This is a genomic window from Cellulomonas sp., from assembly GCF_017744555.1.
Lineage (GTDB): Bacteria > Actinomycetota > Actinomycetes > Actinomycetales > Cellulomonadaceae > Cellulomonas.
On record NZ_JAGIBD010000010.1, the window covers coordinates 87,273 to 100,309 of the forward strand.

9 protein-coding genes and 1 tRNA gene are annotated in these 13,037 nt (G+C 74.4%); 1 reads left to right on the forward strand and 9 read right to left on the reverse strand.

Annotated elements, in window-relative coordinates; translation table 11 throughout:
• Positions 1 to 5: 5 nt before the first annotated feature.
• The 4 genes from J7523_RS08820 to J7523_RS08835 all read right to left on the reverse strand — a co-directional run bounded on the left by J7523_RS08820 (position 6) and on the right by J7523_RS08835 (position 7,230).
• On the reverse strand, positions 6 to 1,241 hold the full coding sequence (locus tag J7523_RS08820; protein ID WP_291885058.1) for a DUF222 domain-containing protein: 1,236 nt from the start codon (positions 1,239 to 1,241) through the stop codon (positions 6 to 8).
• A gap of 464 nt (positions 1,242 to 1,705) precedes the next feature.
• Complete coding sequence (locus J7523_RS08825) at positions 1,706 to 2,350, reverse strand: LysE family translocator (RefSeq protein WP_291885061.1); 645 nt, start codon at positions 2,348 to 2,350, stop codon at positions 1,706 to 1,708.
• A gap of 50 nt (positions 2,351 to 2,400) precedes the next feature.
• A complete protein-coding gene (locus J7523_RS08830) occupies positions 2,401 to 4,110 on the reverse strand; it encodes a sodium:proton antiporter (protein ID WP_291885064.1) in 1,710 nt (569 codons plus the stop codon).
• A gap of 51 nt (positions 4,111 to 4,161) precedes the next feature.
• Complete coding sequence (locus J7523_RS08835) at positions 4,162 to 7,230, reverse strand: hypothetical protein (RefSeq protein ID WP_291885068.1); 3,069 nt, start codon at positions 7,228 to 7,230, stop codon at positions 4,162 to 4,164.
• Between the two features lie 269 nt (positions 7,231 to 7,499).
• Here J7523_RS08835 and J7523_RS08840 point away from each other — a divergent pair, with 269 nt between their 5' ends.
• Positions 7,500 to 8,951 (forward strand): MFS transporter, encoded by a 1,452-nt coding sequence (locus J7523_RS08840; RefSeq protein ID WP_291885071.1) that lies wholly within the window; start codon positions 7,500 to 7,502, stop codon positions 8,949 to 8,951.
• Here J7523_RS08840 and J7523_RS08845 read toward each other — a convergent pair.
• From J7523_RS08845 to J7523_RS08865, 5 genes are all read right to left on the reverse strand, one after another.
• A complete protein-coding gene (locus J7523_RS08845) occupies positions 8,948 to 9,985 on the reverse strand; it encodes an LLM class flavin-dependent oxidoreductase (RefSeq protein ID WP_291885073.1) in 1,038 nt (345 codons plus the stop codon). The two genes, J7523_RS08840 and J7523_RS08845, sit on opposite strands and share 4 nt — an antisense overlap.
• Before the next feature lie 101 nt (positions 9,986 to 10,086).
• Positions 10,087 to 11,181: a right-handed parallel beta-helix repeat-containing protein gene (locus tag J7523_RS08850; protein ID WP_291885076.1), complete on the reverse strand. Its 1,095-nt coding sequence runs from the start codon at positions 11,179 to 11,181 to the stop codon at positions 10,087 to 10,089.
• Positions 11,182 to 11,273: 92 nt separating this feature from the next.
• Entirely contained in the window at positions 11,274 to 11,981 is a 708-nt protein-coding gene (locus J7523_RS08855; RefSeq protein ID WP_291885078.1) for a rhomboid-like protein, read from the reverse strand.
• A gap of 138 nt (positions 11,982 to 12,119) precedes the next feature.
• Positions 12,120 to 12,192 (reverse strand) — tRNA-Arg (locus J7523_RS08860).
• A 57-nt stretch (positions 12,193 to 12,249) separates the two neighbouring features.
• Complete coding sequence (locus J7523_RS08865; RefSeq protein ID WP_291885081.1) at positions 12,250 to 12,903, reverse strand: FCD domain-containing protein; 654 nt, start codon at positions 12,901 to 12,903, stop codon at positions 12,250 to 12,252.
• Between the last annotated feature and the right edge of the window lie 134 nt (positions 12,904 to 13,037).

Here is a 13,037-nt window from a genome sequence, read left to right on the forward strand (position 1 = left end):
GCAGGTCAGGGGCTCGACCAAACGTGTTCGCCCTGATCACCCACCGCCTGGGGCGGCGCGCTGACGACCCGACCGGACCGGGAGCGGAACGTGTACCTCGCGGCGGTCGGCATGCCCAGGACGTCGCTGCGCACAGGGCGTTCTCGTCGTGGCGGCGCGACGTGGCGCTCGATCGTCAGGTCCATCCGGTGCACCTCGTGATGGTGGTAGACGCACAGCAGCACGCCGTTCGACACCGACGTCCGACCACCGTCGCGATCCCACCAGCGCATGTGGTGGACCTCGCCCCAACGCGCCGGCTTGCCACACCCGTTCCACGCGCAGTGCCTGTCGCGCAGGACGACCGCCCGCCGTTGCGCCCCGGTGTAGACGCGCCGCGTCCGGCCGAGGTCGGTCGGCGTCCCCTCGGCCGTGACGGCGATCCGCGTCACCTCGCAGTCGCACAGCGCGCGGGCGAGCACGGACATGGGCACGGGGGAGCCGTCCTCGGTCGACGAGGGCGGGACCGACGTCCATGCGGGCTCGTCCCCGGCAGCTCGTGCGGCGTGGTGCGCACGCAGCTCGGCGAGCGTCTCGGCGGGCACGACGAGAGACACGTGCGGCCGTGCCGACACCCCCGACACGGCAGCAACATCCCCGCCCACGCGACCGGCCGCCAGGGCGCGTTCCGCGAGCGCGACCAGCGCATCCGCGGCCGCCTGCTCGGGCGATCGGTCCGGGCCGGGAACCTCCCCGACCGCCTCGACCGCGAGCCGCAGCGCCTCGCCTGCCATCCGGTCCAGCCGCCCGCGCACGAACGTCCCGTCGGGTCGGTCGGTCAGCACGAAGAACCGCTCGCGCCGCTGCGCCTCGTGGCCTCGCTCGAGCGCCGCCGGTTCCATCGTGGCGACCATGTGTGCGAGCGACCGCGCGAACTCGGGCGCGCTCTGGGACGCCGCCATCCGCACGACGGCCGCCTGACCCTCGGGGGACGACAGCCGCTCGGCGACGGCGAGGGACGCCCGGGCGGTCGTCCGTGCGACGGCGTCCAGGTGCTCGAGCGGCAACCCGCCGGACCGGACCGCCGCCGCGACGACAGGCATGGTGACCAGGGCGTCGGCCTGACGCACCTGCCGTGAGGCCTCGCCCAGCCCGAGCCGTGCGCGGCGTGCCCGTGCTGCCTCGAACGAGCGGTCGCCCGGCCCGACCGACGTGCCGGCCGCACGCTCCGCGACGAGCACGTGCGCTCGCGCTTGTGCCACGGCGGCATTCAGTCGGTCCAGACCGTTCAGCGCAGCGTCGCGTGCCTGTCGAGTCCATCCGTCGGCCCGGCGCGCCTCGTCGACGAGAGCGTCAACGAGCGGCTCCAGCGCCGCGAGAGCGGCGAGCGCAGGCGACGGATTAGGGTCGAACATGTGTTCGATCGTGCCCCAGTGCGGTGTGCGTGTCAAGCCCCTGACCTGCGCAAACGCGTCGTCGAGCCGTCCACAGGCCCCCTGTCCACAGGCAACTCCGTCCACAGGTGAGGGCGCCCCTGCCCACCGGCGCCCGCCGCCAGCCCCGACGGTCAGCGGTCACGCCGTCAGCCCCCGACGGTCAGCGGTCACGCCGTCAGCCCCGACGGTCAGCGGTCACGCCGTCAGCCTCCGACGGTCAGCGGTCACGCCGTCAGCCCCCACCGGTGAGCGGTCCTGCCGTCAGCCTTCGACGGTGAGCGATCCTGCCGTCACCCCTCCACGGCGAGTGCGGCGGCGAACCCCAGGAACGCCACCCCGGCCGCGGCGTCGACCCGACGCTGCGCCCGCCGCGAGGCGATCGCCCGGGTGGCGGCCCCCACGCCCAGCACCACGCCGAGCAGCACGAGCGCGCCGACCGCGGACAGCGTCAGCGCGTAGAGCAGCCACGACGACACCCCCGCCCTGGCGCCGACGAACTGCGGGAGCACGGCGAGGTTGAACGCGAGGACCTTCGGGTTGGTGATGTTGCAGAGGAACCCGGTCCACAGGGCGCGCTGCGGCGAGGTACGGGGGAGGCGCTCGGACGCGGCCCAGTCGACGCCGTCGGACCTCCGCGCGGCGCGCAGCGCCTGAGCTCCGAGGAAGACGAGGTACGCGACTCCCGCCCACCGGATCGCCTCGAACACGGGTTCCGCGCGGGCGATGACGACGCCGAGCCCGGACGCCGCGAGCGTGCCCTGCAGCGACCCCGCGACGGTGATGCCGGCCATCGTCCAGAGCCCTCGGGCGCGCCCTCCGGCGACCGTGCTCCGCAGCGTCAGCAGGGTGTCCGGTCCGGGCGCGACGGCCACCACCAGGGCGAACACCGCGAACGACAGGTAGTGCATCACGTCGTGGGCCCCTTCCTCGGTCACAGCGGCGCACAGTAGCAACGCAGGCCCGCGCACCGGCCGCACAGCCGCGGTCAGCCCTGCACGCGCTCCAACCACGACGACGACAGGCTCTCGTCCTCCAGGTCGAGCTCGCGCATCATCCGCCGCATCACGGTCTCGTCGAGCTCCCCGGAGTCCCGCCGCTGCATGAGCACGTCGCGCTGCACGGCGACGATCTGGCGCCGCAGCTTCTGGGCGCGTCGAGACTCCTCGGCCCCCGGCAGCCGACCGTCCTCGCTGGGCGGCGCGGCGAGCGGCCCGAGCCCGCGCGCACTCTCGGAGACGTCGAGGTCGTCGGGCAGCAGCTCGTCGGCGTGCTCGGGGTCGAGCATGACGGCGGCTGCTGCGGCGCGCGCGCGCCATGCGGCGGACAGCCGCCCGATCGTCTCGTCGGCCTGCTCGGGGCCGACCAGCGCCGCCCACGCGTCACGCCGCGACTCGAGCGCCTGCTGCACGGCCTCGGCGGTCGCGACGCGGGTAGCGGCTTCCTGGGCGGCGTCGCGCGCGGCCTCGTCGTCGGAGCCGACCCGCAGGCGGCGGATGACCCACGGCAGTGTGAGCCCCTGCGCGAGGAGCGTGCCGAGCGCGACGGTGTAGGCGGCGAGCTGGATGGTCGCGCGCTCGGGGAACGGTGCGCCGCCGAGCGTGACGGGGATGGCGGCGGCGGCGGCGAGCGTGACGACGCCGCGCATCCCGGCCCACGACACGACGGCGGACTCGCGCGCGGTGAGCGAGTCGTGCGCCGGTCGGTGGCTGCCGCGCAGGCGCAGGTGGTCGAACCGTGAGGTCACGAAGATGTACGCGGGCCGGACGAGGATCGCGGTGAGCAGCACGAGCAGCGACACGGCGATGCCGTGCCCGAGGCCTTGGTCGGACGCGATGACGTCGCGGATGACCCAGGGCAGCTGGACGCCGATGAGGGCGAACGTGAACGACTCGAGCAGGATGTCGAGCGTCGACCAGATGGGTTCCTCGTAGAGCCGGGTGGCGTAGCCGGCGCGGGGCGACGTGTGCCCGAGGTAGAGCCCGGCGGTGACGACGGCCAGCACGCCGGAGCCGGTCACGGCCTCGGCGAACCAGTACGCCGCGAACGGGGTGAGCAGCCCGATGGCGGACGCGACGACGGGGTCGTCGAGGTGCAGCCGGATCTGGTGCACCACCCAGCCGAGCACGAGCCCGACGCCGACGCCGAGCACCACGGCGAGGCTGAACGTCCTGACGGCGTCGCCGAGCAGCCACGTGCCGGTCGCGACGCCGGTGAGCGCGACCTTGTAGAGCGTCAGCGACGTCGCGTCGTTGATGAGGCTCTCGCCCGACAGCAGCGTCATGACGCGCCGGGGCAGCCCGAGCCTGCGCCCGACGGCCGCGGCGGCGACCGCGTCCGGTGGTGCGACGACCGCGCCGAGCACGAGCGCGGCCGCGAACGGCACGGCGATCTCGGAGGCCCAGAAGACGAGCGCGACGGCGACCGCGGAGACGAGCACGAGACCGACGCCGAGCCGGGTGATCGAGTTCAGCGAGGCCCGGAAGTCCCGGTACGAGCTCGACAGCGCGGCGGAGTACAGCAGCGGCGGCAGGACGAACTCGAGGATGATCTCGGAGTCGATCTCGTACCGGGGCACGTGCGGCACGAACGAGACGACCAGCGCGATCGCGACGATCACGAGGGGTGCCGGCCAGCCCCGTCGACGGCACGCGGCCGCGACGAGCACGGCCCCGGCGACCAGCAGGAAGATCTCCACGTGGTGCACGGTGGCCGCCTCCGAGCCGTCGGGTGCAGGGCTGCTGCGACCCTACGAGCCGTGCACGACCGCCGCACGCTCCGGGGCGTCCGCGACAGGAGGCGCAAGACGGCGGCGCGGCACCGCGACGGCAGCCCCCACGGCCGCGACCACCAGCCCGACGACCGCGAGCGCACCCGGCAGCGACGCGGGGATGCCCAGGTAGACGGTGATCCCGAGGATCCGCGACAGCCCCCACGGCAGCAGCGCCATCTGGTCGTTCCACACCGTGAGGGCACGCTCGAGCCCGATCCCGGCGACGACCCCGGCGACGACGGCCAGCGTGAGGCCGCCGGCTGCAGCCGTCAGCCCGGCCGCGCGTGGCGTCGACAGCCCGTACGCGCGCCGCAGCACGAGCGCGACGACGACGAACAGCCAGCAGAACGCCGCGAACGCGACGGTGACGTACACGGTGCGAGACGCGGGGGCGGTCCAGAACGCGAACCAGTACCGCCCTGGCCCACGCACGGCGAGCGCGACGAGCAGCACGACGGTCCGCAGCAGCACGACGCCGCCGAGCGCGGCCCACAGGTGGAACGGGTCCCGGCGTCGGACGACGAGGCGCAGCAGGGCCGCGAGCACGGCCCACGCCCCGAGGGTCGCGACGAGGTGCGCGGGCGCGGCGAACCAGGTGTAGGCGGCGCGGCTCACGACGAGCACGGCGGCGGGCAGCGCCCAGACGACGACCCGGTCCACCCGCGTCGTCGGGGCCGCGACCGCACCGAGACGCCACGGCCGCACGGCTGCCACGAGCAGCGCCTGCAGCGCACCTGACCCAGGAAGCCGCAGCCGCCGCTGCACGGGCCCGGAGCCGAGCGCCAGCACGACGAGCGTCGCGGCGAGCAGCCCTCGCGCGAGCCAGGCCATCGCCGGGTCGCGGTCGGCCCGCACGCTGCCGAGGTCGGCGGCGGTGAAGCTGTACGCCGGCAGGTCGACGTCGCCCGAGTACCGGGCGACGTGCGCCGCCCGAGCCGCGCGGTACTCCTGCTCGGCCGCCTCCCACTGCGCGCGTGCGGTCGCACTTCCGGTGTCGAGCCACTCGGCGTGCCGCAGCACGGTGGCCCGGTAGGCGGCGAGCGTCTGCAGCAGGTTCGTCTCGTAGTCGAGCGCGTCGACGAACGACCGGTACAGCTCGGGCGAGCGCCAGGTCGCGGGGTCGGTCGCCGCGACCTGGTCACGCATGCCGGACGCGACGGACGCCGCCCTCGTACCGTCCGCGATCGCCCCGTCGAGGTCGTCACGGCTCACGGCGTAGATGCTGTCGAGCGCGGCCGAGTCGCCGGTGACGATGTCCCACTCGAAGATCCACATCATGGGCGGCGGTTCGAGGCCGAGCGCCTTGACGCTCTGCTCGGCGTACGGCCCGATGTAGAGCCCGCGCGTGATCGCCTCGCGCGACCGGGCCAGCGCGCCGGCGACGGCGTCCGCGGTCGCGGGGTCGTCGGACAGCGTCTGGCGCACCCAGTCGGACGTGACCTGCGCAGGCGAGGCCGACGGGTCCCACGCCAGACGAGCGGCGCCGTACGTGTTGAGGTCGTAGAGCTGCCAGAACCCGGTCCGCAGGTACAGCGTCATCGGCCCGGCACGCAGCGGGCCGCCGTCCTGCGTCCAGTTCCAGATGCCCTCGACGTGCGGGTTCGCGGCGAGGAACGTCGCGAGCGCCTGCCCCTGCTCGGCGACGAGGTCGTTCGGCAGGGCACCGAACCCCTCGAACTCGCGGCGCGCCTGGAGCTCGACGATGCGACGCTGCGACCCGATCGAGAGCGTCGGGTTGAGCGGGAGGTGGCTGTAGAAGTCGCCCATCGTGTACTTGGTCGACACCACCAGGTGCGGGTCGTCGAGGTCGCCGAGGACCTCGTCGTACGACGCCGGGTTCGTGTGCAGGTCGCCGACCGCACCGACGCCGACGGTCCACGACCGGAAGATGAGGTCCTTGTCGTGCGCGCCGGCCGTGTCGAGCAGGGCACGCAGCATCGTCCTGACCGCGGCCGGCGTGGTGACCGCGAGCCGTGACGAGTAGTCCCACCCGGCCTGGTAGACGTCGCCGCCCTCGCCGATCCGCACCATGAGCCCGTCGACGAACGGCATCGCGTCGAACAGCTCCGAGAGCCCCGCCTGGTACACGGACCACAGCGCGGGGTCCTCGACGTCCAGCCCGCCCACGGTCCGGTCGAGGTACGCCTCGAGCGGGGGCGAGACGGCGAGCATGTCGGTGAGGAGGTACACGTGCAGGCCCATGTCGTGCGCGTACCGGAACACCGGTGCGAACGCCTCGACCATCGCCTGCGCGCGCTCCACGTGCGGGTCGCCGGCGGGGTAGACGCCGTCGACGTCGCGGAACGACACGTACTCGAGGAACCCGGGCACGACGACCCCGTTGTACCCCTGGCGCAGTGCGTGCCCGACGAGCTGCCGGAACTGCTCGTCGATCCGCGCGACCGCCGCCGCGTCGACCCAGGGTGCAGCGGGCAGCACGGCCCCGGCGACGACGTCGGTGTTGAGCGAGTAGTCGTCCCCGGCGGCGAACGCGGCCTCGTCCGGCTCGCGCCCGACCGACCCGGAGTCGGTGAGCCGCAGCCCGAGCCGCGGCGACTGCGTGGCGCCGTCGGTGCCGGCAGGAACGACGGCGGCGCCGGACCTGATCCGGTCCGCGACCGCGTACAGCCCCGCTGCGACCCCGTCGACGCCGGCGGCCTCGACCGCGTAGCGCCCGGCACCGGTCGTGCGCACCCGGTAGGCCTCGGGGGAGTCGTCGAAGGCGGGCACGACGCGGGCTGCGAGGTCGGCGTCGGTCGCGCCCGTCGTGATCGCCGGCGCGGGCAGCCCGCGCCCGGTCAGCGCCTCGCGCACGGCCTCGGCCGCCCACGCGACGCGCTCGCCGGCCGGCACGTCGAGGCTCGCGATCGCCGGTGCGGCGACGACCGGCGTGGGCGGGCGACCGGCAGGCGCTGCGGCGGGCGTGTCGGCGGGCGTGAAGCTCAGCCCGAGCACCTGACCGACGCCCACGGCGACGGCGGCGCCGAGCGCGAGGACGACGAGGGCCGCGACGAGCGCCGGCCAGGCACGGGGGGAGCGGAGCACGCGGCGCAGTGTAGGAACGCGACCTGGGCGGATGTGGCCCACGTCACACGCCGCTCGCGTCCCTGATGCCCTGGCCAGCGGGAACGCGACGCGACCAGTCGCGCCTTTCACCCGATCGGCCACCCGCGCCGACGACGGCGAGCAGGCGCGCCCCACGGCCACGGTCCGCATCGTGAGCACACCCGACCCGCCGTTGACCAGGCTCGACGCGGTTCCTACGGTGCCCGCCGCACCCCGCCCCGGGTGCCCACCGACCGGAGGGCCGCACCGTGACCGACCGACAGACCAGGCTCGCCCTGTGGTGCTGCCTCGGCGCCGGCTTCGCGACGCTCGTCGACTCCGCCGTCCTCGGCTTCGCCGTGCCGAGCCTGTCCGAGCAGCTCGGCGCGAGCACCGCGCAGGTGCAGTGGTTGCTCGCCTCGTACTCGCTGACGTTCGGCCTCGGACTGGTGCCCGGCGGACGGCTCGGCGACGCCTTCGGACGACGCGGCCTGCTCGTCGCCGGGCTGGCCGTGTTCGTCGTCGGAGGCTGCACCGCGGCGGTCGCGGGCGGCATGTGGTGGGTCGTCGGCGCGCGGCTGGTGCAGGGCTTCGGCGCGGGCCTGATCAGCGCCCAGGTGCTCGGCCTCATCCAGGACCTGTTCACGTCCGCCCGACGGGTCCGCGCGCTCGCGGCCTACACGAGCGCCGGTGCCGCGGCGGCGCTCGTCGGGCCGGTGTCGGCGGCGACGCTCCTCGCGCTGCTCCCGCCCGCGTGGGGCTGGCGGGCGGTGCTGCTGGTCAACGTCCCGTTCGCCGTCGCGACGCTCGTCCTCGCCGTGCGCGTCGTCCCCGCCACCGCCCGCACGGGCCGGCGGCCCGACCTCGACGTCCCCGCGGTCGTCCTGCTCGGCGGGCTCGCGGTGCTGGTCACGCTGCCCGTCATCGACCCCGGTGCCCGCCCGTCCGTGTGGGGGACCGCGGCCGTCGCCGTGCCCGTCCTGGTCACCGTGCTCGTCGTCTGGGAACGGCGGTACGCGCGGCGCGGCCGCGTCGCGCTGTTCGCGCCGGCGCTCGTCCGGCAGCCGGGGTTCGTCGCCGGGAACGCGGTCGCGCTGCTGTGGTTCGGGTCCGTCGTCGCGCACTCGACGGTCGTCACGCTGTTCCTCCTCGAGGGCGCGCACGTCCGCGCGCTCGCGGTCGCCGCGGTGCTGCTGCCGTCGGCGGCGAGCCGCGTCGTGTCGTCGTCGCTCGCCGCACGCGTCTTCGACCGCCAGGGTTCGCGGCTCGTCCCGGTCGCGCTGCTGCTGCACGTGGTCGCGCTCGCCGGACTCGCCGCCGCCGTCGCGCGCGGGGCGGACGGCGCGGCGCTGCTGGTCGTCGTCGCGGTCGTCGAGGTGCTCCTGGGCTTCGCGAGCGGGCTGGTCGAGCCGCCGCTGCGGGCCGTGACGCTCGCGTTCGCGCCGCCCGGGTTCCACGGCGTCGCCGCGTCGTTCCTGCAGCTCACGCAGCGCCTGTCGGCGACGTTCTGCGTGGCGGTCGCATCCGGCCTGCTGTTCCGCGGCGCCGACACGGCGGTGACCTCGTCGTCGTTCGTCGTGTCTCTGCTGTTCTGCGCGGTGCTGCTGGTCCTGGCGGCGGTGGTCGGCTCGACCCGCTGGCTCCACGGCGGCCGACGCGACGGCCGCACGCCCGACGACGTCGACGTGGCCGACGCCGCCCTCGCGGAGGTCCCCGGCTAGGGGACCGCGACGGCCTCGGACGTCGTCGCCGGCTGCCACCCGAGCCGCGGCGCCACGAGCCTCGCGACGTCGTGCAGGATCTGCTCGTAGTCCTCGGCGGTGAGCTCGTACGGCAGCTCGAGCCGCAGCTCGTCGACGTCGCCGACGGCGTCGTCGGCCAGGAGCCGCTCCACGATCTCGTCGCTGCTCCCCACGAGGTCGGGCGCGAAAAGGGTGCGGCGCGGGCCGACGGGCGCGAGCGTCCGCTCGTGCCTGCTGCGCGCGTACTCCCGGTACCGCTCGCGCGTCGCCCGGTCGGCGCCGTCGGTGGGCACGACGACCCGCCCGAGCGCGACGCGCGGCGTGTGCGCACCGGCCCACGCGGCCCGGAACGCCGCCAGGTTGGCGCGCTGCGCGGTCACGAAGTCGTCGGAACCCTCACCGGCGACGATGTTGCCGGTGAGCAGGTGCAGCCCGTGCTCCGCGGCCCACAGCGACGACGCCCGCGACGCGGCGCCGTACCAGAGCCGCCGCACGAGCCCCGGGCTGTGCGGCTGCAGCCGGGGTCGCTGCACGTTGCCCGGCGACACGATCCGCGTGTCCTCGTCGCCCAGGTACGTGCCGCGCAGGCCGTCGGCGAGCCGCTCGATGCGCGCGTGCGAGAAGTCGACGTCCCGCCAGTCGCCGTCGAACACCTTCTCGCCGAGCAGCTCGAGATGCGGCGGCGTGCCCGCGCTGAGCCCGGCCTGCAGCCGTCCGTGCGAGAGCACGTCGACGGTCGCGAGGTCCTCGCCCAGCCGGAACGGGCTCTCGTACCCGATCGGGATCACGGCCGTGCCGAGCTCGATCGTGCGCGTCCGCTGCGTGGCGGCCGCGAGGAACGTGGCCGCGGACGAGATGCCGTGCTCGAGGTGCCGTTGCCGCACCCACGCGCCCTGGTACCCGAGCCGCTCGGCGAACGCGAACAGGCCGAGCGTCGACTCCAGCCCGGTGGCGGGGTCGTCGTCGAGGAAGTTGCCCGGCGTGAGGAACGCGAGCGAGCGGATCGTGGGCACGGCGGGGCTCCTGACGGTCGGGGGTGCGGACCCTAGGAACCGGTCCGACGCAGGTCAACCGTCACGCGCACCGTCCCGGATGATGGTCGCTGCGGCCGCCGTCAGGAGCAGGCGACCCCGACGCACTGCGGCTCGTTCCCGTTGTGGCTGGCGGTGTCCCCGCCGAGGTCGGTCGCGCCCGGCGCGTAGATGCCCCAGCCCGTGTTGTAGCGCGCGGTGTTGCCGCCGATGCTCACGAACGCACCCACCCCCTCCAGCCGCAGGCCGTCGGCGTTGTGCCGGAAGACGTTGCCCTGCACGACGACGGAGGGCTCGCTCCACAGCGCATCGGGGTCGAGCGTCACCGTCGTGCCGTTGTCCCGGAACGTGCTCGACGAGACGGTGGCCCCGAACGGACCCACGACGACGGCCGTGGTGTTGCCGACGAACGTCGAGGAGGAGATCCGCGCCTCCGCGCCCCGACCGTCGAACGCGACGTCCGAGCCGCTCAGCCGGCTGTCCGTGAGCCTGATCCCCGCGACGGCACCGGTGCTGTAGACGGCCTGGGGGTTGTCGCGGAACGTCGAGCGCGCGATGTCCGCGTTCGCCTCGACGGCGATGAGTGCGCGGTCGTTGCGGAGCCACCGGGTGCTCGTGACCGTCGCGCTGGAGCCCGTGTCGCCCCAGTACCCGACGGCGTTGTCGGCGAACGTGGTGCAGTCGATGCGGACGGTGGTCAGCTCGGCGGTCATCCCCGCCCGGCGGTTGCCCGTGAACGTCGACCGCGTGACGGTCATGGACTTGGCGCGCAGACCTCCGTCGCCGGTCCCGTCGATCCCGGTGCCGTTGCCCCGGAACGACACCCGGTCGACCGTGAGCGGCCCGCTCCCCTCGTCAACGTCCCAGTCGACGAGCGTGCGGACCGCGGTGTCCCAGCCGGTGACCGTGCCGTTCTTGACGGTGGCGCTGCCGACGGACGCGATCGACAGGCCGACGCCGCCGGCGGTGCCGCGCAGCGTGTGCCCGTGCAGGTCGAGGTCGACGTCGGCGGCCAGCGTGAGTCCGTCGCCCGCGCACACGAGGTCGGACCGCAGCACGGTGTCGACGGTGAGCGTCGAGCCGCAGGCGGGTGTGCCGGGATCGGCGGCCGCGGGGGTCGCGACGAGGACGGCGGCGCTCGCGAGCGCGAGACAGGACAGGGTGGCCGGGACGCGCACGGGGACCTCCACGGTGGAGCTCGGGCGGCGACGGCCGTGTCACGGACGCCGGGTGTGTCCACTATGCCCTGTTATGCCCGGTACGACACAGGTCACGTCCGGGTGAAGCCGCGCGTCACGCCCGCGCGCCGCCGGCGCCAGGAGCGCCCGGGGTCCCACGGCTCGCCCATCCCGCGCGTCAGCGGATAGAGCGCCAGGCCCAGGAGCGCGGCCGTGACGTGCCCGACGTCGGTGAAGTCGACGTCGACGAGCAGCGGCGTCGTGTACACGGCCAGCAGCGCGGCCAGGTAGGCCCACCGCCACGGCCGGGCGACGTGCCACGTCAGGACCGCCTGGCAGCCCGCGAGCGCGTAGCTCACGCCGTAGTCGAGCGTGTGGGCCTCGCTGGCCGGCTCCTGGCCGAGGTGGATCCAGAGGGCGAGGACCCCCTGGCTGACGTACGTCGCGAGCACGTGCGCGGTCGCGAGCACCACCAGCCACCGGCCCGTCCCGAGCCACCGTTCGGTGGTCGCGACGAAGACGAGGAACAGCACCGCGTAGGAGAGCCACGTCCCGCCCGCGAGCCAGAACGCGCTCACGACGAGGACGTGCACCGGGTCGGACGCGAGGTGGTCGAGGTTCGTCGACCGCGCACCGAGCACGTCGTGCAGCGCCTCGGGTGACAGGCGCCCGCTGATGATCTCGGTGACGAGCAGGATCCCGAGCCACACGAGCGTCCCCGGCGCCCCCCGCAGCCAGCGGCCGGCCTGGTGCGCCGCATCCCCGGCGGCCGCGAGCGCGTGGCCCGCGCGTGCGCCCATGGCGTCTCCCTGGCCGGCGGACGGTCCGGCGTGGCACGACGATGCTCCGCCGACCTGTGAGACGGCTGCGGGGCAACGCATCGGAGACGACGAGAGCCGCACCGCGTGGTGACGGTACGGCTCTGCGATCGGTGAGGGTGCCCGCGAAAGGACTCGAACCTTCGACCTTCTGCTCCGGAGGCAGACGCTCTATCCACTGAGCTACGCGGGCATGCTGTGTACTGCGGCACGCGAGTCGCCTCGCGCGGTGCACGACACTACCAGCCCGTCAGCGTTCACCCAGCAGCGCGGACAGGTACTGGCTGGTCTCGTCGACCGCGGCGCGGTCGTCACCCGCGACGATCGCCTCGACGAGCCCGTCGTGCGCGTCGAACCCGTGCGTGTCCGTGACGAAGTTGAACCGGATGTTCTCGCCGATCGCGTCGAGCAGGTTCTCGTAGAGGGTGACGAGCACGGGGTTGGCGGCGGTGCGGACGATCGCGCGGTGCAGGTCGAGGTCCGTGACGACCATGCGGTCGAGGTCGCCGGACCGGTAGGCGGCGGCGCGCTCGTCACGGCGGTCGAGCAGCGCGGCGGCGTCCGTCGAGGTGCGGCGGCGGGCCGCCAGACGAGCGGCCTCCATCTCGAGCGCCCGGCGCACCTCGATGACGTCGCGCTGCCGAGCGTCGGCGATGTGGCGGCCCATGGTCACGGCGAGCTCGGACGTCGACAGCACGTACGTGCCGGAGCCCTGGCGTCGTTCGAGCAGACCCGCGTGCACGAGCGACTGCACCGCTTCGCGGACGGTGTTCCGCCCGACGCCGAGGAGGTCGACGAGTGCGGGTTCGGGCGGGATCCGCGTCCCGACCGGCCAGTCGCCGGCGGTGATGCGGGTGCGGATCTCGTCGACGGCGGTGTCGATCAGACCGGTGCGACGCGCCATCCGGTCAGGCTCCGTGTCCAGGCATGCCGTGCAGTCAACACCGGTGGGGCATGCCTGTGCTAGACCTCCGACCAGGGGACATGGCTCTCCGGCCCGTCCGCGGGCGCGGCCGTGCGCCGGACGGGTGAGGCCGT

What these genes read in the sequence shown, in the direction of transcription:
- J7523_RS08855 (WP_291885078.1), bottom strand. Translation starts at nt 11,981, where the DNA reads ATGGGCGCACGCGCGGGCCACGCGCTCGCGGCCGCCGGGGATGCGGCG.
- J7523_RS08865 (WP_291885081.1), bottom strand. Translation starts at nt 12,903, where the DNA reads ATGGCGCGTCGCACCGGTCTGATCGACACCGCCGTCGACGAGATCCGC.